The sequence below is a fragment of the Ectopseudomonas oleovorans genome, assembly GCF_003052605.1.
Classification (GTDB): Bacteria; Pseudomonadota; Gammaproteobacteria; order Pseudomonadales; family Pseudomonadaceae; genus Aquipseudomonas; species Aquipseudomonas oleovorans_A.
The window spans coordinates 1-20,344 of sequence record NZ_QASO01000120.1 but is presented as its reverse complement, the minus strand read 5'-3'; the positions used below and the strand labels follow the sequence as shown (position 1 = coordinate 20,344).

Annotated in this window: 16 protein-coding genes and 6 pseudogenes; 13 read left to right on the top strand and 9 right to left on the bottom strand. The window is 62.6% G+C overall.

The window, feature by feature from the left end:
- Positions 1 to 742 precede the first annotated feature (742 nt).
- Entirely contained in the window at positions 743 to 1,903 is a 1,161-nt protein-coding gene (locus tag DBO86_RS20615) for a GGDEF domain-containing protein (RefSeq protein ID WP_108234696.1), read from the bottom strand.
- Positions 1,904 to 2,100: 197 nt separating this feature from the next.
- Positions 2,101 to 2,949, bottom strand: a complete 849-nt coding sequence (locus tag DBO86_RS20610) for a glycoside hydrolase family 19 protein (RefSeq protein ID WP_157837782.1) — start codon at positions 2,947 to 2,949, stop codon at positions 2,101 to 2,103.
- A gap of 114 nt (positions 2,950 to 3,063) precedes the next feature.
- Between DBO86_RS20610 and DBO86_RS20605 the strand changes: the two are divergent.
- Positions 3,064 to 4,021, top strand: a pseudogene (locus DBO86_RS20605) (tyrosine-type recombinase/integrase); the annotation flags it as partial.
- A gap of 20 nt (positions 4,022 to 4,041) precedes the next feature.
- Positions 4,042 to 5,628, top strand: coding sequence for an ABC-F family ATPase (locus tag DBO86_RS20600; protein ID WP_021488852.1), 1,587 nt, complete (start codon positions 4,042 to 4,044; stop codon positions 5,626 to 5,628).
- A gap of 123 nt (positions 5,629 to 5,751) precedes the next feature.
- On the opposite strand, the pseudogene DBO86_RS20595 reads toward DBO86_RS20600, so the two are convergent.
- A pseudogene (locus DBO86_RS20595) lies at positions 5,752 to 6,177 on the bottom strand (NAD(P)H-dependent oxidoreductase); the annotation flags it as partial.
- 49 nt (positions 6,178 to 6,226) lie between these two features.
- Here DBO86_RS20595 and DBO86_RS20590 point away from each other — a divergent pair.
- The gene (locus tag DBO86_RS20590) at positions 6,227 to 6,385 is read left to right on the top strand and encodes a hypothetical protein (protein ID WP_244185584.1); all 159 of its coding nucleotides are present in this window, start codon (positions 6,227 to 6,229) and stop codon (positions 6,383 to 6,385) included.
- Position 6,386: 1 nt separating this feature from the next.
- Here the strand turns inward: DBO86_RS20590 and DBO86_RS27355 are convergent, their stop codons facing one another.
- Complete coding sequence (locus DBO86_RS27355) at positions 6,387 to 6,578, bottom strand: methyl-accepting chemotaxis protein (RefSeq protein WP_039964684.1); 192 nt, start codon at positions 6,576 to 6,578, stop codon at positions 6,387 to 6,389.
- Positions 6,574 to 6,681: pseudogene (locus DBO86_RS27350) on the bottom strand (methyl-accepting chemotaxis protein); the annotation flags it as partial. The pseudogene DBO86_RS27350 and the gene DBO86_RS27355, both read right to left, overlap by 5 nt.
- 66 nt (positions 6,682 to 6,747) lie before the next feature.
- On the opposite strand from DBO86_RS27350, the pseudogene DBO86_RS20580 reads away from it, so the two are divergent.
- From DBO86_RS20580 to DBO86_RS26310, 3 genes and pseudogenes are all read left to right on the top strand, one after another.
- Positions 6,748 to 8,049: pseudogene (locus tag DBO86_RS20580) on the top strand (nucleobase:cation symporter-2 family protein); the annotation flags it as partial.
- 76 nt (positions 8,050 to 8,125) lie between these two features.
- Entirely contained in the window at positions 8,126 to 8,986 is an 861-nt protein-coding gene (locus DBO86_RS20575; RefSeq protein ID WP_108234693.1) for an outer membrane protein OmpK, read from the top strand.
- Positions 8,987 to 9,207: 221 nt separating this feature from the next.
- Positions 9,208 to 9,609, top strand: a complete 402-nt coding sequence (locus tag DBO86_RS26310; RefSeq protein WP_208630524.1) for a hypothetical protein — start codon at positions 9,208 to 9,210, stop codon at positions 9,607 to 9,609.
- Positions 9,610 to 9,816: 207 nt separating this feature from the next.
- Here the strand turns inward: DBO86_RS26310 and moaA are convergent, their stop codons facing one another.
- Positions 9,817 to 10,812: a GTP 3',8-cyclase MoaA gene (gene moaA / locus DBO86_RS20560; RefSeq protein WP_108234692.1), complete on the bottom strand. Its 996-nt coding sequence runs from the start codon at positions 10,810 to 10,812 to the stop codon at positions 9,817 to 9,819.
- A gap of 213 nt (positions 10,813 to 11,025) precedes the next feature.
- Here moaA and DBO86_RS20555 point away from each other — a divergent pair, with 213 nt between their 5' ends.
- Entirely contained in the window at positions 11,026 to 11,670 is a 645-nt protein-coding gene (locus DBO86_RS20555; protein ID WP_003460821.1) for a TetR/AcrR family transcriptional regulator, read from the top strand.
- A gap of 179 nt (positions 11,671 to 11,849) precedes the next feature.
- On the opposite strand, the gene DBO86_RS20550 is transcribed toward DBO86_RS20555, so the two are convergent.
- Together DBO86_RS20550 and DBO86_RS20545 are read right to left on the bottom strand one after the other, a co-directional pair.
- Positions 11,850 to 12,386: a FlgO family outer membrane protein gene (locus DBO86_RS20550; protein WP_074857704.1), complete on the bottom strand. Its 537-nt coding sequence runs from the start codon at positions 12,384 to 12,386 to the stop codon at positions 11,850 to 11,852.
- Positions 12,386 to 13,057, bottom strand: a complete 672-nt coding sequence (locus DBO86_RS20545; RefSeq protein ID WP_125873592.1) for a hypothetical protein — start codon at positions 13,055 to 13,057, stop codon at positions 12,386 to 12,388. Before DBO86_RS20545 ends, DBO86_RS20550 begins: the two co-directional genes overlap by 1 nt.
- A gap of 240 nt (positions 13,058 to 13,297) precedes the next feature.
- On the opposite strand from DBO86_RS20545, the gene DBO86_RS20540 reads away from it, so the two are divergent.
- Positions 13,298 to 13,648: a helix-turn-helix domain-containing protein gene (locus tag DBO86_RS20540; RefSeq protein ID WP_084340990.1), complete on the top strand. Its 351-nt coding sequence runs from the start codon at positions 13,298 to 13,300 to the stop codon at positions 13,646 to 13,648.
- A 102-nt stretch (positions 13,649 to 13,750) separates the two neighbouring features.
- Here DBO86_RS20540 and DBO86_RS20535 read toward each other — a convergent pair.
- Positions 13,751 to 14,155, bottom strand: a pseudogene (locus DBO86_RS20535) (GlcG/HbpS family heme-binding protein).
- Between DBO86_RS20535 and DBO86_RS20530 the strand changes: the two are divergent.
- The 5 genes and pseudogenes from DBO86_RS20530 (at position 14,075) to DBO86_RS20510 (ending at position 20,092) form a co-directional block, all read left to right on the top strand.
- Complete coding sequence (locus DBO86_RS20530; RefSeq protein ID WP_108234697.1) at positions 14,075 to 14,803, top strand: NAD-binding protein; 729 nt, start codon at positions 14,075 to 14,077, stop codon at positions 14,801 to 14,803. The pseudogene DBO86_RS20535 and the gene DBO86_RS20530 overlap by 81 nt on opposite strands.
- Before the next feature lie 268 nt (positions 14,804 to 15,071).
- Positions 15,072 to 16,371: pseudogene (locus tag DBO86_RS20525) on the top strand (glycerate kinase type-2 family protein).
- A 73-nt stretch (positions 16,372 to 16,444) separates the two neighbouring features.
- A complete protein-coding gene (locus DBO86_RS27345) occupies positions 16,445 to 17,191 on the top strand; it encodes a pyruvate kinase (RefSeq protein ID WP_425266815.1) in 747 nt (248 codons plus the stop codon).
- Between the two features lie 223 nt (positions 17,192 to 17,414).
- The gene (locus DBO86_RS20515) at positions 17,415 to 18,329 is read left to right on the top strand and encodes an urea transporter (protein WP_108234690.1); all 915 of its coding nucleotides are present in this window, start codon (positions 17,415 to 17,417) and stop codon (positions 18,327 to 18,329) included.
- A gap of 305 nt (positions 18,330 to 18,634) precedes the next feature.
- Entirely contained in the window at positions 18,635 to 20,092 is a 1,458-nt protein-coding gene (locus DBO86_RS20510) for an SLC13 family permease (protein WP_108234689.1), read from the top strand.
- The last annotated feature ends 252 nt before the right edge of the window (positions 20,093 to 20,344 follow it).

Here is a 20,344-nt window from a genome sequence, read left to right as displayed (position 1 = left end):
CCCCAGGGTTGGCCCCTGACGCATGCCGATCTAATGAACTGGCAGGTACATGCCAGGCTCGGTACTTCCTATACAAGCGAAGTTGAGCAATGCGATTCGGAGCTTTTCGCTCCGTGCTTGGTTCAACACCCTACAACGTCTCACGACGGTGAATTGGCTCACTGCCGGACGTGCAGGGGTGAGTTCTGCCCGGAGGGCAAATTCACCCTCGGGTCAGACATTTTTAGTAACAATTCGACGATAGCTGAACGTTACTATCCTGTTTCTGTAACCGCTCATTGACCCATTTTAGGGTTTGAACAGATACAGCTTTTGCTATCCATCCCCGCCAAAACGAAGCGTCCCCAGGGTGTGGATTAACCAGGCTGAGCCGGTTTGTTGAATGCTTTTTCGGGCTTCAAACCCCCTGATAGCAAGGGATTAAGGTGCCTAGGCGCATTAACCAAACCAAGCACGACACGATCATACGTGTCGCACAAGGGCCTCCATTATATTCCTTCCCAGGTTCTATGCCACTTTGATAATCAATGCAGAAAATGCTTACACAGGCCCGTAGATTGTGGTTTCTAGCACTGTGAGCCGAATCTCTAACATTTGAATACAAATGCGAACTCGAGATCGGACACTCGATACAACCATGCCGTTCGTAGCTAACCCGCCCCAAACGCCCCTCTATTTTATGAGGAAATGCCGTGACCACTTTTGGCCAGCCGTTATAGCCCGTAAATCTGCACTGACCGCTCTACCCCCCTGCCCACTCAACCCGATTCCGCCCCTGTGTCTTCCCCCGGTACAGGGCAGCATCCGCCAACTGCAGAAACGCATCGAAATCCTGCGCAGCTGTAAAAGCCCCCGAAGCACCAAGGGTCGCCGTACAGCGAATCGGCTGCTTCACGCCTGTGCCAACCACTTCGTTGTGCTCGATCGCCGCTCGCATGCGCTCGGCCAGTTGCTGGGCGCCGGTGCTGTCGGTACCCAGAGCGATGACCACAAATTCCTCGCCGCCCAAGCGGCAGACCAGGTCGCCCTGACGTGCCGTGGCCTTGAGCACAGCGGCGACGTGGCTCAGAACACGGTCACCGGCCTTGTGGCCATGGGTGTCGTTGATACGCTTGAAGTGATCGATATCCACGATCAGCAGATACACCGGGCCGGCTGTGCGCGAGCGAAAGTACGCGTCCAGAACATCCATCAGCCCGCGCCGGTTCAGCAACTGGGTCAGTGGGTCATGCGCTGCCAGGTTGCGCAGTTCATCGGTAAGGCGGCGCAGCACCAGCCAAACGGCGCAGGGCGGTAGCACGGTCGCCAGGAAAGACATGTAGATATAGAAGATCCTCTGAAAGCCGCTGCTCATGTCGATGGCCGCCAGGCCACCCTTGAGGATCATCGCGAACTTCATGGCGTTGAGGATGCAGATGCCACCTATCAGCACGGCGAATACCAGCATCTCGACGCGCAGATCCCGGGCGAAGGTTCGCCGGCCATAAAGCACCGCCACGGTCATGGCCAGAAACAACGAGGCACAGGCCGCAGCCAGCATGGCGTGACGGGCTTCGGTTCCCAGTAGCCATTGCACCAGTAGTTGCAACAGCGTGTAGCCGGCCATCAGGGTGAGCAACGGGCGCAGCACCGGCGTCGGCCGCTCGAAAAAGCGCATGGCGCCCAGCACATAGACGACAGGAGCACTGAGCGTCAGCGTGTGATTGATGACGCTCACCAGCCCCTCATCCGGTGGGCCGCCGAACAACTGCAGGATGTAGGCAAGGCCCAGCAACAGGTTGCCCAGCGCGAAGACTTCCATGCCCATTTTCTTGCCGTTCAGCCGGGTGCTGATCAGCAGGAACATCACGGAAAAGCACAGCAGGTAAACGCAGAGCATGCCGAGGATGACGGTAGTGACCATGGGTTCGCGCAAGTTGAGAGGTGGCAACAGGAGCCTAGCACTGAGGCTTTGACGCAAATCATGTGCGCCCTAGCTTCTCTCTGCGTTCCAGAGGCAATCGGCATGGCTGTTCAGGTCTGCGAATCCTAGACCTGAAGCGTCTGAGAAGGCAATCTGCCATCTCTGCACGCCTGCAGGGACAGCCTGACTGCGCTGGCCTATCGTGCGAAAAAAGAACGCCGAGTTGGCTGAGCCGGCTCCGCGATGCTGGCTACGGCTGGAGTGGGCACAGCCGGAATGCTCGGCGTGCTGGCCATGGCCGGTGCGGCAGGAGCAATCGGCGCCCTATTCGTTACCAGGGCCAGCGAAGGCAGCGCGACAAGATTGGCTGCGGCAGGCGCGACCGCCTCAGTTGAGGCGGCAGGCGAAGGGGCCGCACGCAGCTGCGTGACCGCCACAGCATCAGCAGGCGCCGAGCTGAGCGACGGGGAGCCAGCCGGCTCGACAGTCAGGCTGCCGCTAATGGCTTCAGCCAGGTACTTCTCGGTCTTTGCCTGCCGATCCGCCAGTCCATTGGTGCCGCCATTGATCTTCTTCGTGACACCGGTTACATCGCCGTTCTTGGCGGCCTCGCTCAGCCCAGGACGACTCTTCCAGTACCAGGTGGCAACTTTTGCCGCGACCTCGGGATCGGCAGCCATATCCGGATTACTCACCAAGTCTATGCCCAGCGCCTTCCCAGCGGCCTCGTAGTTGGATCGACCGCTAAGCTGCGTGTAGCCGCGCCCGCGGAACTTGTGACCATCTCCTGGCTCAGTGTTGCCCAGATTCCTGGCGCCCCATGCGCCGCCGTACATAGCCTCGCCAGTCGCCTCAGGCCCCTTGCTCAGGATGGCCTTTGTCTCGTCTTCAGTGCTGATGCCAGCGCGCGCGCCGAACATCTTTATGAACTGTTTCGGGCTGTAGCTCAGGTTCTCTTCAAGCCTGGTGAATCCAGCCGATTCATGATCCATCTGCGCCATAAAGGCGGCCTGCTCGTTCGGGTCGGTAATGCCGGATTCGGCCATGGCATGGCGCATCGCCTTCTTGCCGGTAGCGTAGCTGACCGAGTTCTTCGCCGCGCGCACGGCAGTGCAGGGGATCATCTCGCCGGTGCGCTCATCCTTCAGGTTCCTGCTGAAGGTGGGCAGCCCTGTGTCAGGCGACTTGGCGAATACGCTCAGCTCTGGCTGGATTCGAGGGATATTACGGCGGGAACCAGGCTCAACTACAAGAGCGTGCTCAACATCTACTGGATGCCGCACCTGGCACTGACGCGCATCGACCTCATCACGCCCACCCTGCTGCGCCGGATAGTCGCCGGCACCGAATGGACATCATCGGGCGTAAAGCGCAACGCCATCGTAAAACTGGCGGCAATCATGCGATCCGCTGTAGGTGATGGCCTGCTGCAGAAGAACCCGGCGGAATCGATGGAACTGCCGAAACGCACCAAGAAAGAGGTCGACCCGTTTCAGTTGGCAGAGGCAGAGCGAATCATTGATCGCCTCTACCAGACCGAGCACTGGCCAAGCCTGATCTATGCGGCGCTGTTCGAGTTCCTGTTCTTCACCGGGCTGCGCATATCCGAAGCGCTGGCGCTGCAGTGGCAAGATGTGGGCACCGTCCATATACGCCGCACAGTGGCCCTGGGCGAGCTGGAAGAGCGCACCAAGACCGGCAGCGACCGTTTCGTGCTTCTGAATCAGCGAGCGCTGCGGGCACTGTGGTTTGCCAAGGTCTACGCCGACCGGCGCTTGCTGGGTGTTGGCCGGGTCACGTCTACCCCGCATGTATTACCGCCATCGAAGGGCCAGGTACACGTTAAACAGACATCCAACGTGCACCACCAGTGGCGCCCCACCCTGCAGGTACTGGGCATTCGCTACAGGCCGCCATACAACTGCCGTCACACCTATGCGACAATGTGCCTGACTGTCAGGCCTCAACCCCGCCTTTATCGCTCAGCAGCTCGGCCACTCCGTGCAAATGCTGATCTCAACATACGCGCGCTGGATCAACTCAACCTCTGACTGGGGTGAGCTGGAAAAGCTCGAAAACGGTATCAAATCGGTATCGGAGCAAACCAGGCGTCTCTAAGCAATTGATAGGTAAGTCCTTTGATTTCCACCGCTAACATCACCATGCAGTTCGGCGCCAAGCCGCTGTTCGAGAACGTTTCCGTCAAGTTCAACAACGGCAACCGCTACGGCCTGATCGGCGCCAACGGCTGCGGCAAGTCGACCTTCATGAAAATTCTTGGCGGCGACCTCGAGCCTTCCGGCGGCCAGGTGATGCTCGAGCCGAACGTGCGTCTGGGCAAGCTGCGCCAGGATCAGTTCGCCTACGAAGAATTCAACGTGATCGATACTGTGATCATGGGTCATGAGGAGCTGTGGAAGGTCAAAGCCGAGCGCGACCGCATCTACTCGCTGCCGGAAATGAGCGAAGAAGACGGCATGAAGGTCGGCGAGCTCGAAGGTGAGTTCGCCGAGATGGATGGCTACACCGCCGAATCGCGTGCGGGCGAGTTGCTGCTGGGCCTGGGCATTCCGCTCGAGCAGCATTTCGGCCCGATGAGCGAAGTCGCCCCCGGCTGGAAACTGCGCGTGCTGCTGGCCCAGGCGCTATTCTCCGACCCGGACGTGCTGCTGCTCGACGAGCCGACCAACCACCTGGACATCAACACCATCCGCTGGCTGGAAACGATCCTCACGGCGCGCAACAGCACCATGATCATCATTTCCCACGACCGTCACTTCCTCAACTCGGTCTGCACCCACATGGCTGACCTGGATTACGGCGAGCTGCGCCTGTTCCCGGGCAACTACGACGAGTACATGACTGCCGCGACCCAATCGCGCGAGCAGTTGCTGGCCGACAACGCCAAGAAGAAAGCGCAGATTTCCGAGCTGCAAAGCTTCGTCAGCCGCTTCTCGGCCAACGCCTCCAAGGCCAAACAGGCGACCAGCCGCGCCAAGCAGATCGACAAGATCCAGCTGGCCGAGGTCAAGCCGTCGAGCCGTGTCAGCCCGTTCATTCGCTTCGAGCAGAACAAGAAACTGCACCGCCAGGCCGTGACCATCGAGAAGGTGTCCAAGGCCTTCGACGACAAGGTGCTGTTCAAGAACTTCAGCTTCACCGTCGAAGCCGGCGAGCGCGTGGCGATCATCGGCCCCAACGGTATCGGCAAGACCACCCTGCTGCGCACCCTGGTCGGCGAAATGGAGCCGGATGCCGGTTCGGTGAAGTGGACCGAGAGCGCCGAGGTTGGCTACTACGCTCAGGATCACGCCCACGATTTCGAAGATGACGTGACCCTGTTTGACTGGATGGGCCAGTGGACCACCGGTGAACAGGTGATCCGCGGCACCCTCGGGCGCATGCTGTTCTCCAACGACGAGATCCTCAAATCGGTGAAGGTGATCTCCGGTGGTGAGCAAGGCCGCATGTTGTTCGGCAAGCTGATCCTGCAGAAACCCAACGTGCTGGTGATGGACGAACCGACCAACCACCTGGACATGGAATCGATCGAAGCGCTCAACCTGGCGCTGGAGAACTACCCGGGCACGCTGATCTTCGTCAGCCATGACCGCGAGTTCGTCGGCTCCCTGGCCACGCGCATCATCGAGCTGTCGGATAACGGCGTGACCGACTTTTCCGGCACCTACGACGATTACCTGCGTAGCCAGGGCATCATCGTCTGAAACTCCCAAACTCCCCTCTCCCATTTATGGGAGAGGGGTTGGGGGAGAGGGCTGGACGACAGCACTCTCAGCCCAGAAACAACAAAGCCCGCTTTCGCGGGCTTTGTTGTTTCAGCGCTCTGCTCAGGCAGTGGCGAACAGCTCGCAGATACGCTGCGCTGCACCTTTCATAGCTTCGGCGCGCGGCTCTTCACTGTAGGCCAGGCTTTCGGCGCGAACGATCTCGATGTCGTCGATGCCGACGAAGTTCAGCATGCGCACCAGATAGTCCTCATGCGCCTGGCCAGACGGCTGGCCGGCATGAATGCCACCGGCGCTGGAGGCGATCACCACGGTCTTGCCGCCAGCCAGCCCTACCGGGCCGCTCTCGGTGTACTTGAAGCTCTTGCCGGCGACGGCGATGCGGTCGATCCAGGTCTTCAGTTGGCTGGGAATGGCGAAGTTGTACATCGGCGCACCGATGACGATAGCATCGGCAGCGAGAAACTCTTCCAGGGTGCGTTCGGCCAGCTCGGCCTCGTGTTTCTGCGCGGCGTCACGCAGCTCGGCCCGAGGGGGGGGCATTACTCCGCTGCCCACCACCTAATGCCATGAGGAATTGGCCAATGGCAGCCTGGTTTCATTGCTGCCGTACTGGACGGTGCCTGAGGGCTATATCCAGTTGGCCTACACCCACGGGCGCGGCATGTCGCCGGCTGTCCGCGCCTGGATCGAGTTGCTCAGCGACGCATTCAGTCGCTGGAACTTCCCGCTCTGACTCAGATGCGGAACTGACGCACCAGCACCCCGAGGCGATCACCCAGGCCTGCCAGGTTGCGTGCTGTCTGCGCTCCACGCTCGGTTTCGTCGGCAACGCTATCCACAGCAAAGGCGATCTGATTCACGCTGCGATTGATGTCCTCGGCCACTGCCATTTGCTCTTCAGCGGCGCTGGCGATCTGCGTGTTCATCGGCGACCACGGCGAAACCGCGCGCGGCTTCGATGGCGACGTTGAGCGCCAGCAGGTTGGTCTGCTCGGCGATGGGGCGGATCACGTCGAGCACGCTGACGATGGACTGCACGTCCTGTTGCAAGCTGTCGAGCGATACGCCGCTACTGCGGATGTCCTCGACCAGCGAGTGAGCATGGCGCTGTTCGTTTCCGACCTCGGCACCTTCGTCCAGGCCAAACGCATCGGCCCGATCGGCTCCGGCCTGTTGTGCCTGCAGGGCACCAGCTTCGGTTTTCTCAGCGTGATTCTCAGCGCCGGGTTCATCGTCAAGGGGCGCGGCGCCAGCGAGGAGGAGATACTCGCTACGCTGTTCGGCATCTGCTTCTGCGCCGCCTTCGTCGAGATTGCCTTCAGCCAATTCATCAACAAGCTGCGCAAGGTCATCACCCCGGTGGTCACCGGCACCATCATCTGCCTGATGGGCTTGTCACTGATCAAGGTGGGCATGACCGATCTGGCCGGCGGCTATGGCGCGCCAGACCTCGGCGCCCTGCACCATCTGGCCCTCGGCGGCCTGGTGCTGGGCACCATCGTCCTGCTCAACCGCACGTCCTCGCAGGTGCTGCGCCTGTCGGCGGTGATCATCGGCCTGACCCTGGGCTTTGCAGTCGCCTGGTTCACCGGCCGGGTGGACTTCGCCAACATGGCTGAGGTGCCACTGATCAGCGCGCCGCAACCGTTCAAGTACGGCTTCGGCTTCGACTGGATCGCCTTCGTGCCGATCGCGGTGATCTTCCTGATCACCCCGCTGGAAACCGCAGGCGACCTGACCGCCAACTCGATCATCTCCAAACAGCCGGTCAAAGGGCCGCTGTATATGCGCCGGATCAAATCCGGGGTGCTGGCCGATGGCTGCAACTCGGCGGTCGCCGCCATGTTCAACAGCCTGCCGATGACCACCTTCAGCCAGAACAACGGGGTAATCCAGCTCACCGGCGTGGCCAGCCGTCATGTGGGTTTCTATATCGCCGGCATCCTGGTGCTGCTGGGCCTGTTCCCGGTGGTAGGCGCGGTGCTGCAGCTGATGCCCAAGCCGGTGCTCGGTGGCGCCACCCTGATCATGTTCGGCACCGTCGCGGTGGCCGGTATCAAGATTCTCAGCGAAGCCGGCCTGCACCGCCGCAACGTACTGATCGTGGCCATTTCCCTGGGCCTTGGTCTGGGTGTAGCCGGCGTACCGGACGTGCTCTCGCACATGCCGGACGTACTGAAGAACATCTTCGGCTCGCCCATCACCATAGGCGCCTTCAGTACCATCGTGCTGAACATCTTCCTGCCCGACGAGAACCATGAAGTCGAGGAGTACGACTACGACCCCGAGGCGCACCTTCACACCGTGCTGCAGAACCGCCCGGACGATGTAGCCAGCGACGACGACAGCCTCAAGACGCTCAGCCGCGACCTCGACCCGGCCGCCCGACCTAGCTGATCCCTGACTTAGAACCAACTCCCGGCGGCACGCTGCCGGGAGACGCACGCTTGCACGCCAACAATAAGGAAAACCGATGAAACTCAAGCATCTGCCCTACTGCCTCGCCCTGTCAGCCGGACTGTTCTCCGGCCAGCAAGCACTCGCTGGCGACCTGCTCTACTGGCAGGACAACAGCCTGTCCTACCTGTACGGCGAGAACTTCCAGCGCATGAACTTCAACGGCGAAGAACAGCGCACCCAGACCACCTTCACCTTCGAGCACGCCAGCGGCTGGGCCTGGGGCGACATCTTCTACTTTCTCGACTACATCCGCGCCGACAACCAGCAGTCGCGCGGCAGCTTCGACAACGTCACCTTCCGCCAACACGACAAGAACTCGTTCAACTACATGGAGTTCTCCCCGCGCGTGAGCCTGAGCTGGCTGACCGGGCAGAAGCTGGCCGCCAGCCCGATCAAGGACGTCTTCGCTGCCTTCACCTATGAGAAAGGCAACGGTGGCCCTGGCCCCGAGAACTACCTCTACGGTATTGGCCTGGACTGGGAAGTACCCGGCTTCACCTACTTCAAGACCAACCTGTATCAGGTGAAGATCAACAACCACACCTTCTTCGCCGACAGCAATAGCAACGGCTACGCGACCCAGCTGACCGTCAGCGCGGCATACCCGTTCAGCCTGGGTGACCAGGATTTCGTCGTCGACGGCTTCCTCGACTGGCGTTCGCCGTCGCGTGATGCCGGCACCCAGACCTCGGTGGGCTCTTCGATCCAGGTCAAGTGGGATGCGGGCAAGGCACTATTCGGCAAGGAGCGTCAGCTCTACGTGGGCACGGAGATCAACATGTGGCGCGCCAAATACGGTGTGAAACCGGTGGACGGATCGGACGATCGCTTCGACCAGACCGTCGTGCAGGCATTGGTCAAGTATCACTTCTGATCACGGCCGCAACGAACCTCGCCAACGTCGGGTAGGGACGGCGGCCAGGTAAAAAGGGGATGGCGTTCGCGCCCTTCCCCCTTTTTCTTGTGCGCCCAGCATGGGCGCACTCCTGCGGGTGCAAGTCCCGCTGTAAGTTGATCACAGCGAACGAAGTGAAGCGCAACTGCGTGAGGGTGACCGAGCGTGGGGAGGAACCGTGGAGCGTAATCTGCGAGCCGATGAACAAGAACCGGATAGAAGGCGCTATGGAGCAGGGCGAGCGGGCAAGAAACCGCAAAGCTCTGGTGATCAAGGCGAAGTGGCGTAGATCCGGCGGTTGTGCAGAGAAGGAGTGCGTTCTTACCTGGGGAGATCTCGCCGCGCTGCAGGGCCGGCAACAACTGATCCACCGGCAACGCCTTGTAGCTCAGGCTAACCCCGCTATCGACGGCGAAGGCATCCAGCACCTCACGAGCGAAGCCACGGTACTGACCTTCGCCATCGAGGCTGTAGTGCGGGGCGAATGGCAGGTCCTCGACGCCAACCACGTAGGTGCGCCAAGGCAGCGGGCGTCAGCAGAATGGTGGAAAACAGGCACAGTCGTACGGGCTGCATTGAGAGCCTCCTTATTGTTGTTTTGAGATTGCGGTGAGGGCTTAGTGTCGCGTCAGGCATAAGATGCCGGTCAGGCGCAGGCCTGAGTAGGAGCCCCGCCTCGGGGCGAAGCTTTTCAGTCGCCTGAACCGGCCCATTCGCCGCGGGGCGCGGCTCCTACAAGGACTGTCCAGCCTGCTGTAATTGATGTGGCGGTCTCGACCCATAGGCAACAGATTATTCGTATCGCGACACTAACCGCCGGTCATGCTCATGAAGCGCACCACCTGCACCTGCTCGTCGGTGGCGAAGTGGTGCCGCTCGGGCTTCAGGCGCAACGCCTCGATCAGCGCCTGGCGTAGGCGCTCGCTGTCACCCGGATGCGCGCGCAGCAGGCGCTTGAGGTCCAGCGCGTTGTCATGGCCGAGACAGAGCACCAGCTTGCCCTCGGCAGTGACCCGCACACGGTTGCAGTCGCCGCAGAAGTTGTGACTGTGTGGCGAGATGAACCCTACCTGGGTCTGCGTGCCGAGCACTTGCCAGTAGCGCGATGGCCCGCCGGTAACCTTGCTGCTGCGCACCAGCGCATGGCGCTGTTCGATACGCTGGCGCACCTCGTCGCTGGAGCAGAAGGTCTGCTCGCGACTGTGGCTGACCACGCTGCCCAGCGGCATTTCCTCGATGAAGCTGATATCCAGGCCGCGCTCGATGGCGAACTCGACCAGATCCAGCACCTCGTCGTCGTTACGCCCACTCTGCACCACGCTGTTGAGCTTGATCCTGTCGAAGCCTGCGGCACGCGCGGCGTCGATGCCGGCCAGCACCTGTTCAAGCTTGTCGCGTCGGGTGAAGGCGGCGAAGCGCTCGCGCTGCAGTGAATCCAGGCTGATGTTCAGGCGCCGCACACCCGCCGCGCGCAACGGCGCAGCCATCTCCGCCAGTTGCGAGCCATTGGTGGTAATGGCCAGGTCATCCAGCTCGTCACGCTCGCCCAGGCGCTGCAACAGGCTCAGCAGGTTCTTGCGCACCAGCGGCTCACCCCCGGTGATGCGGATGCGCCGCACACCCAGCCCGATGAAGGCATCGGCCACGGCGTAGAGTTCTTCCAGACTGAGAATCTGAGCGCGCGGCGCGAACTGCATGTCTTCGCTCATGCAGTAGGTGCAGCGAAAATCGCAGCGATCGGTCACCGACAAACGCAGGTAGGTGATGCGCCGACCGAAGGGATCGACGAGCTGATGGGTGTTCACGGTAGGTCTCCTGCAAGCGTCACGAGCCGAGACTTTTATGTCATGGATAACGCTGTGCGCGATAGAAACAGAAAAGCGATTTCTTGTATACAGAAATTTGACCACAGAGTCAGTTAAGCGCTGAGAGCCCGTGGCCGCTGCCTTGAGCCTCGCGCAAAGCCGGTGCTACCATGCCCGACCGCCGCCCGGCGGCAGAGCAAATCACAGGGCCTTATGACCAGCATCCGCGAGCGTAACAAAGAGCTCATCCTGCGCGCAGCCAGCGAGGAGTTCGCCGACAAGGGCTTCGCCGCCACCAAGACCAGTGACATTGCGGCCAAGGCAGGCCTGCCCAAGCCCAACGTCTACTACTACTTCAAGTCCAAGGAAAACCTCTACCGCGAGGTCCTGGAAAGCATCATCGAGCCACTGCTGGCCGCCTCTGCCCCCTTCAACCAGCCGGGCCATCCGAGCGAGGTGCTGACCGCCTACATCCGCTCGAAGATCCGTATCTCCCGCGAGCTGCCGCATGCCTCCAAGGTATTTGCCAGCGAGATCATGCACGGCGCGCCGCACCTGTCGCCAGAGCAGACCGAACAGCTCAACGCCCAGGCCAAGCACAACATCGCCTGCATCCAGCGCTGGATCGATCAGGGCCTGATGGCGCAGGTCGACCCGCACCACCTGCTGTTCAGCATCTGGGCGGCGACCCAGACCTACGCCGATTTCGACTGGCAGATATCCACCGTCACCGGCAAGGCCAGCCTGGACGACGCCGACTACGAAGCTGCGGCGCAGACCATCATTCGCCTGGTGCTCAAAGGCTGTGATGTCAGCCCGATGCCGTCGATGGCCTCCGAGCTGGTGACCAGCGCCTGATCCTCAGCTGTGCGAACCTGGGCAATCGCATAAAGCCTTTCTCCCTCCATTCAGAGGATGGCAGAGCTCTTGTAGGAGCGGATTTATCCGCGATAACGCTCGATGAAATCGCGAATAAATTCGCGCCTACACCGTTCATGCGATTGCCCAGCCGTGCGCACCGAAAAGCCTCCGACAGCTCAATAACGCTTGGCGCGCAGCATCACCCGCACGTCGTCGTTGATCGGTAGCGCATAGTCATGGGTCGCCAGCACCACGTTGGTGGTCGGCTGGATCACCTTCAGGTTGATGAACACATAGTCCTTGCTCTCACCGTAGCTGCCGACGATCACCGCCTGGGCGTTGTGAGCGTTGGCCAGTTCGTGGATCTCGCGGGTCAGCATCAGCTCACCCTGGCTCTGCGAGATGTACACGTTGTTGCGGAACTTCATTTCCACCATGCGCTGGCCGGCCTGGGTGAAACGCGCGGAGATCTGCTCGGAAACCAGGCGGCCCATGGTCGAGGAGCGATCCAGCGCGTCGACGTTGACCAACGTGGCGATGATCATGGTGCTGCCGCTGCCGGGCAACTGCTGCAACAGCGCGTTGGCGGCCTGATGGTTGGCCTGGATGAAGGGCGAGTTGCGCGCGCTTTCGTAGCTCGGGCCACTCGTCTGCGCACAGCCGGCGAGCGCCGCCAGCAGCAGAGCCAGCAAGGGAGATGCCAGACGTTTCATCACAAGCCCCCCTTGAGCGGCAGAACCGCGTTGCGGGCATACAGCCCCCAGTCGCTCTGGGTGGTGTAGTAGGCGCTGCTGGTCTGGGCGTAGTAGCGCTCGTGGCTGGAAACGCTGGTGGTGACGATCAGCTCGGTCTTCGGCACGAAAGCCCCGCCACTGGCCTTGGAGCCGAACCAGCGGACGCCATCGACGGCGGCCGTGCCGGCGATCATCGCCGCCCCCGGCGAGACGTTCTCGTAGATGTTGCGCAGCACCCACAGACCGCCGGCGATCAGACTCAGCTCGCCGGCGGCGGCCGGGCGCTGGCGGTTCTCGGCGAACTGCACGGGCTGGGCGCTGAGTTCGACCAGCAGGGTGCCGGGGCGCTCCGCACTCTTCATCACCGGATAGCCGGCACGGGTCAGCTCGGTGACCAGTTGCGCGGTGAACGCCTCCTCGAACGGGCTTTCGCTGCCCTTGCGTACCACATGCAGCGGGTGTTTTTCCGGCATCGCCGCCATCAACTGGCGGGCACTGTCGCCGGCGATCAGTTGCCAGTGCGACGCCGCCTGGACGTGCTGCTGCTCCTGGGTCGGGAAGTTGGTCGGCTGCGGCGCCTGCGCGTAATACGCGCAGCCACCGAGCAGCGTGCTGCTTGCAAGCAGGCCCATGATGATTCTTCTTTGCATATTATAGATCCCTGGATAAGAGATGCGAGAGATCCCGCTTGGCCATTCGGCGCCATGCACCAATCCCCCGCTCCGCTCGGGCCGTTTCACGCTCCCCACGACCCTTGCCCAGGTGATTGCGACATGACACTGGGCATATTAGATCATTTGTATGGCTAAACAAATTAGAGCCTAACGGGCAGGGTGTGAACGCTTAATCATTTCGCGCATGGATCTCGATATGACAATTTAGGTTTACCCGTGCGCCAGGAACTCGCAGCAATAGTCGGAAAGATCATCGCCCGCCACCGCGCCGCCATGGCTATCACGCATGAGCAGCTGTCACTGGCCCTGGATGACGACCCGATCACCATCTCCCGCTTCGAACGCAGCGTCAGCCTGCCCTCGCTGCTGACCATCCAGCGCCTGTGCGAGATCTTCGGCGCGTCCTTCTGCCAGTTCTTCGCCGAAAGCGCCGAGCCGCAGACGGCCAATGGCGAGTCCGCCGCCCTGCAGGCCATGCTCGATACCCTGTCCGGGGAGGAACGGGAATTCGCGGTGGATACACTCAAGCGCTTCTGCCGCCTGCAGAGCAGGCAGCAACGTCAATAGAGCAAAGCGCTGCGTTTCGCGGAAGCCGTGGGAGGGGCTTCAGCCGCGACGCCGGCAGCGGTACCAAGGCTCGCGGCTAAAGCCCCTCCCACATCATCAGCCCTAGGCGACGCCCGCATCCGCCTTCAGGCCGAGCGACTCCAGCGCACTCACCGCGCATTGCTCATCGATGTCCGAGGTGTCGCCGGTGATGCCGAAGACGCCGATCACTTCGCCGCGTTCATCGCGAATCAATACCCCGCCCGGCGCGGGTACCTGGCTGCCTTGAGCCAGGTTGTTCACCGCCCCGATAAAGGCCGGGCGCTGCTGCGCGTCGGCGGCGATCAGGCGCGAGCCCTTGCCCAAGGCCAGCGCGCCCCAGGCCTTGCCGATGGCGATCTACGGTCGCAACAGGCTGGCGCCGTCCTCGCGTTGCAGGCTGATCAGATGCCCGCCGGCATCCAGCACCGCGACGGTCAGCGGCGCGGCCTTTATCTCGCGCCCCACAGCCAGGGCGCGACTGCCGATGGCGTTGGCGTTGGCGTTGGCAAGGTAGTGATCGACAAGAGCTCGATCTCCCCCACCGCGACCAAGACCTTCGCCGAGAAGATCAAGGCCACCGGCGCCGCCTACCTGGACGCCCCGGTGTCCGGCGGTGAAGTTGGTGCCAAGGCCGCGACCCTGTCGATCATGGTCGGTGGCTGCCCGAATGCCTTCGAACGCGCCCTGCCGCTGCTGCAGGCCATGGGCAAGAACATCACCCGCGTCGGCGGCAACGGCGACGGCCAGACCGCCAAGGTGGCCAACCAGATCATCGTCGCGCTGAACATCCAGGCAGTGGCCGAAGCTCTGCTGTTCGCCGCCAAGAACGGCGCCGACCCGGCCAAGGTGCGTGAAGCGCTGATGGGCGGCTTCGCTGGCTCGAAAATCCTCGAAGTGCACGGCGAGCGCATGATCAAGGGCACCTTCGATCCAGGCTTCCGTATCAGCCTGCACCAGAAGGATCTCAACCTGGCGCTGTCCGGCGCCCGCGAGCTGGACCTGAACCTGTCCAACACCGCCAACGCCCAGCAGGTGTTCAGCACCTGCGCGGCCCTCGGCGGCAGCGGTTGGGACCACTCCGGCCTGATCAAGGGTCTGGAGCATATGGCCAACTTCAATATCCGCGGCGAGTAACAAAGCGCCCTCTCCCCCGGCCCCTCTCCCGCATGCGGGAGAGGGGAGACAAGCAGCTCGGCGTTATACCGATTTTCAGCGTACGCCAAACCAGTCCCCTCTCCCATTTATGGGAGAGGGTCAGGGAGAGGGGCTTTGCTTCTGGCCCACCCTTTCGACCTTCCTGGCAGGAGGTGTCACGGCCCGATTGCCAGGTTGGTCGATTCCACTCCCCAGATGCTGCGCGCGGCATCTGCGGACTGGAATCGATCTGCAAGAGAACACCGCCATGACCTTCGATCCGCAACGCCTGCTGCGCGACCTGTTCGCCACCGCCATCGCCGCCGCGCATCCGCGCCAGGTGCTGGCCGACCACTTGCCCGCCGACCGCAGCGGCCGCGTCATCGTCATCGGCACCGGCAAGGCTGCGGCGGCCATGGCCGAGGTGATCGAGCAACAGTGGCAAGGCGAGGTCAGCGACCTGGTGGTGACCCGCTACGAGCACGGCGCTGACTGCAAGAAGATCGAAGTGGTGGAAGCCGCCCACCCGGTACCGGACGGCGCCGGCGAGCGTGTCCCCGCCGCCTGCTGGAGCTGGTGTCGAACCTGACCGAAGACGACCGGGTGATCTTCCTCCTCTCCGGCGGCGGCTCCTCGCTGCTTGCTCTGCCGGCCGACGGCATCAGCCTCCAGGACAAGCAGGCGATCAACAAGGCGCTGCTCAAATCCGGCGCCACCATCGGCGAGATGAACTGCGTGCGCAAGCACCTCTCGGCGATCAAGGGCGGCCGTCTGGCCAAGGCCTGCTGGCCGGCCACGGTTTACACCTACGCCATCTCCGTCGTGCCCGGCGACGAAGCCACGGTGATCGCCTCCGGCCCCACAGTGGGCGACCCGACCACCTCGGCCGAAGCCCTGGCGATTCTGGCTCGCTACACCATCGACATCCCGGCCAACGTGCGCGCCTGGCTGGAGATCCACGCTCGGAAACGGTCAAGCACGGCGATCCGGTACTCGCCCGCAGCCACTTCCAGCTGATCGCCACCCCGCAGCAATCGCTCGACGCCGCCGCCAGGGCCGAGGCTGCCGGCTTCCCGGCGCTGATCCTCGGCGACCTGGAGGGCGAGGCGCGCGAGGTAGCCAAGGTGCACGCCGGCATCGCCCGGCAGATCGTCCTGCATGGCCAGCCGATCAAGCCGCCGTGCGCGATCCTTTCCGGCGGCGAAACCACCGTCACCGTGCGTGGCAACGGCCGTGGCGGGCGCAACGCCGAATTCCTCCTCAGCCTCACCGAGAGCCTCTAAGGCTTGCCTGGCGTCTATGCGCTGGCCGGCGACACCGACGACACCGACGGCTCCGAAGACAACGCCGGCGCCATCATGACGCCCTACAGCTACGCCCGCACCGGCATCAAGGGCCTGAGCGCCCGCGACGAGCTGGACGACAACAACGGCTATGGCTACTTCGCCGCCCTCGACGAGCTGATCGTCACCGGCCCGACGCGCACCAACGTCAACGACTTTCGCGCCATTCTGATCCTCGCAATCTTGGAAACTGCAGGTGCGGAACCACCGGGCTCCTCCCTGTAGGGCGGGTGCAACCCGCCAAAGCGCTGGTGGCGGGTTGCACCCGCCCTACGCCGCAACGCCATCAACAAAACTCATGACCAAGGTCTGCCAGATGACTCCCGACAAGAAAGTGAAAATCCTCGCCACCCTCGGCCCGGCCATCCGCGACGCCGCGCATATACGCCATTTGGTGGAAGCCGGGGTCAACCTGTTTCGCCTCAACTTCAGCCACGGCGAACACGCCGACCACGCCCAGCGCTACCAGTGGGTGCGCGAGGTTGAGCGCGAGCTGAACCAGCCTATCGGCATCCTCATGGACCTGCAGGGGCCGAAGCTGCGCGTCGGCCGTTTCGCCGAAGGCAAGGTGCAACTGGTCAACGGTCAGAGCCTGCTACTGGACGACGGTCGCCTGCGCCTGAAGGTGATCGCCAAGCAGGCAGAAGCCACCGCCAGCGACGCCATCAGCTGCGCCATACGCCACATCAGCTCGATCCTGCCGGTGGCGGCATTGGTCAACTACACCGAATCCGGTGCCAGCAGCCTGCGCACCTCGCGCGAGCGGCCCAAGGCGCCAATCTTGAGCCTCACGCCGAGCCTCACCACCGCCCGCCGCCTGATCGTGGCCTGGGCATCTACTCGGTGGTTAACGAACACCTGCGCAAGGTCGAGGAAGTCACCAGCACCGCCCTGGAAATCGCCCCAGGCTCAGGGCCTGGCCAAGCGTGGCGAAACCGTGGTGATCACCGCCGGCGAACCCTTCGGCCAACCCGGCAGCATCAAGAGCCTGAGGATCGAAACGCTGCATAGAGCCGACGATTCTCAACGCAATAAAGAACCGTAGTCCGGATGAAATCCGGGGAATGCTCGACTCCTGCTTCCCGGATTTCATCCGGGCTAGGCACATAGCCAACGCAGGATGTCGCGGGGCCGCCTGGGCCTTGCACACCTGCTATGGCAGGGCGTTTTTGGTGCGCACAGCGCACCCTACACGGCTCCTGGACAACTCCCCTCTCCCGCTTGCGGGAGAGGGGCTGGGGGGAGAGGGCTCTCTTGGCGCATACATCATGCCTCCACTACCAACCTCACACCCTGCCCTGCACAGCCTGCGCGCCCTGCTCTGCGGCTTCGCCCAAATCTTCCTGCAACAGCACCCCGGCTGCGGCCTGCTGGTGCTGCTCGCCATCCTCATCGGCGCCCCGGATTTGCTGCCCGGCGCTTTGCTCGGCGGTCTGACCTCGATGCTGATTGCGCAACGCCGCGGCTACCCGCCTGCGGATATCGCCATCGGCCTGTATGGCTACAACGGCATCCTGCTCGGCCTGCTGCTCAGCCTGAAACTGCCGTGGACGCCGCCGCTGCCCGGGCTGATCATCGCCAGCGCCGCCCTCTCCAGCCTGCTGCTGGCGCCCTGGATGCGGCGTATGCGCCAGCACGGCTGGCTACCCGCCTTCACCTTTCCCTTCGTGCTGCTGGGTTGGCTGTTACTGGCTCTGTTCGGTCAGCTCCAGCCGCCACTCGCTCCCCCGGCAGACATAGCCGCTACGCCTGAGCTGAACGCCCTGCAGTTGTTGCTCGCCGTGCTATGCGGCCTGGGGCAGGTGATTTTTCTCGACTCGCCATGGGCCGGCCTGTGCCTGCTGCTCGGCTTGCGCCTGGCCGACGACCGCGCAGCGCTCTGGGCGTTGCTGGGCTCCAGCGGCGGACTCATGCTGGCGATGGTCAATGGCTGGCCCACCGATGCCGCCCTGAGCGGCCTCTACGGCTACAACGCCAGCCTCGCGGCTATCGCCCTGAGCCAGGTGCATCGCTGCCCGCTGGCTCCCGGGGCAGGCGTGCTGCTCGCCCTGCTCTTGCAATTCGGGTTCGCCAGCCTTGGTCTGTCCGTACTGACCCTGCCCCTTATCCTCGCCTGCTGGCTTATAAGAGTCGCCCTGCAAAGCTGGCATAGGGTGCTCAGAGACACCCCACCAACGGCCTAGAGTCGCGCACACAGGTGCCTTTCATCGCGTTCCAGCCCGTTATTAACCAGGCAGCACCATACACAGGCACTTTTCTTAAGGAACCTGACGGCCGTACTGAACAACGCCATGCAGCCAGTGCTGCCCATATTGCCGGCAACCACCCGCAATAGCGCAGAGTCTTGTGCAGCCGCTGCTCAACAGAGCATTGCCAGGGGCATCGCCCTTCTGAAACAGGCTGAAGCAAAACCGATCAGCCAGCGCGTGGTCATAAAGTCGCCCTGTGGGCTATAAAGCCCGCCTTTTTTAGCTGAAGGAAACGCGCCATGGCCGTTACCACCCATGAATCCACGGCTGCTGCCAAAGCCGCCTGGATTGGCCTGATCCTGGGTCCATTGCTACTGCTCCTGTGCCTGGTTACCGAACCACCAGCGGGGCTTTCCGAGACAGCCTGGGCCACCATTGGCCTGGCCTTGCTGATGGCAACCTGGTGGTCGACCGAGGCCATCCCGATTCCGGCCACCTCGCTGTTGCCAATCCTGTTGATCCCGGCGCTGGGCATCGACAGCCTCAACGCCGCGACCGCGCCCTATGCCAATCCGACCATCTACCTGTTCCTCGGCGGCTTCATCCTGGGCCTGGCCATGGAGCGCTGGAACCTGCACAAGCGCATCGCCTTGATGACGCTGCTGGCCATGGGCAGCAAGCCGAGCAGGCAGATCGCCGGTTTCATGATGGCCACTGCCTTTCTCAGCATGTGGGTGAGCAATACCGCCACCACCATCATGATGCTGCCCATCGGCCTGTCGGTGATCGCCATGCTCACCGGTGAAAATAAAACCAGCGAGACCGACCGTGAGCGCTTCGCCACCGCCCTGCTGTTGGCGATTGCCTATGCAGCAAGCCTGGGGGGGATTGCCACTTTGATCGGCACACCGCCCAATGCGCTGCTGGCCGCCTTCCTGGCCGACAACTACGACGTACAGATCGGTTTTGGTCAGTGGATGCTGCTGGGCGTACCGGTATCCGCGATGATGCTGATCTTTACCTGGTGGTGGCTGACCCGTGGCGGCTTCAACCTCAGCGGGCATGACAGCACTCAACTGATCCGCAGCGAGCTGGCCGAGCTGGGCCCGCTGAGCCGGGGTGAGAAGCTGGTGGCACTGGTGTTCGTGGTCACGGCACTGGCCTGGATATTCCAGCCGCTGATCGCCGACTGGGTATCGGGTGTGAACGACACCAGCATCGCCATCGCCGCAGCACTGGCGCTGTTCATCATCCCGGTAGACACCAAGAAACGCGTATTCCTGATGAACTGGGAAAGCGCCGGCAAACTGCCATGGGGTGTATTGCTGCTGTTCGGTGGTGGCTTGTCGCTGGCCGGCGTGATCCGCAGCTCCGGCCTGGCCGAGTGGATTGCACAGAGTCTCGGCGCATTGGGTGCCATGCCCGTGATCGCGATAGTCGGCGTGGTGGTGCTGGTGATCATCTTCCTCACTGAAATCACCTCCAACACGGCGACTGCCGCCGCCTTCCTGCCGCTGCTGGGTGCGCTGGCCGTGGCTCAGGGGATGCCGGCCGAGCTGCTGGCGATTCCGGCCGCCATCGCCGCCAGCTGCGCCTTCATGATGCCGGTGGCGACACCACCGAACGCCATCGTGTTCGGTACCGGGCATATGAAGATACAGTCGATGATCAAGGCCGGCTTCGCCCTCAACCTGTTCGGCGTGGTGGTCGTCACGCTGGCCTGCTACCTGCTGGTGGGTTTGATCTGGGCGCATTGAGCCCGGAGCGAAGCTATCCGTTAGTCAAGCGTCAATGCGCCGCCCGTACAAGGGCGGCGCTGCACCGCGAATAGAGAGCGCCGCAGCGACAAAGCTTCGCCCCGGGGCGGGGCTCCTACACAGAAACCCGGAACACCCCCTACCCGTAGGGGCGGCGCCCCGCCGCAAATCGAGAGAGCGCCGCAACGGCAAAGCTTCGCCCCGGGGCGGGGCTCCTACACAGAAACCCGGAACACCCCCTACCCGTAGGAG

Coding starts and splice junctions, on each gene's coding strand:
- DBO86_RS20615 (WP_108234696.1), bottom strand. CDS start 1,903: ATGGTCACTACCGTCATCCTCGGCATGCTCTGCGTTTACCTGCTGTGC.
- DBO86_RS20610 (WP_157837782.1), bottom strand. CDS start 2,949: ATGGCCGAATCCGGCATTACCGACCCGAACGAGCAGGCCGCCTTTATG.
- DBO86_RS27355 (WP_039964684.1), bottom strand. CDS start 6,578: ATGAACACGCAGATCGCCAGCGCCGCTGAAGAGCAAATGGCAGTGGCC.
- DBO86_RS20575 (WP_108234693.1), top strand. CDS start 8,126: ATGAAACTCAAGCATCTGCCCTACTGCCTCGCCCTGTCAGCCGGACTG.
- DBO86_RS26310 (WP_208630524.1), top strand. CDS start 9,208: ATGAACAAGAACCGGATAGAAGGCGCTATGGAGCAGGGCGAGCGGGCA.
- DBO86_RS20555 (WP_003460821.1), top strand. CDS start 11,026: ATGACCAGCATCCGCGAGCGTAACAAAGAGCTCATCCTGCGCGCAGCC.
- DBO86_RS20550 (WP_074857704.1), bottom strand. CDS start 12,386: ATGAAACGTCTGGCATCTCCCTTGCTGGCTCTGCTGCTGGCGGCGCTC.
- DBO86_RS20545 (WP_125873592.1), bottom strand. CDS start 13,057: ATGCAAAGAAGAATCATCATGGGCCTGCTTGCAAGCAGCACGCTGCTC.
- DBO86_RS20530 (WP_108234697.1), top strand. CDS start 14,075: ATGCCCGCCGGCATCCAGCACCGCGACGGTCAGCGGCGCGGCCTTTAT.
- DBO86_RS27345 (WP_425266815.1), top strand. CDS start 16,445: ATGACCAAGGTCTGCCAGATGACTCCCGACAAGAAAGTGAAAATCCTC.
- DBO86_RS20515 (WP_108234690.1), top strand. CDS start 17,415: ATGCCTCCACTACCAACCTCACACCCTGCCCTGCACAGCCTGCGCGCC.
- DBO86_RS20510 (WP_108234689.1), top strand. CDS start 18,635: ATGGCCGTTACCACCCATGAATCCACGGCTGCTGCCAAAGCCGCCTGG.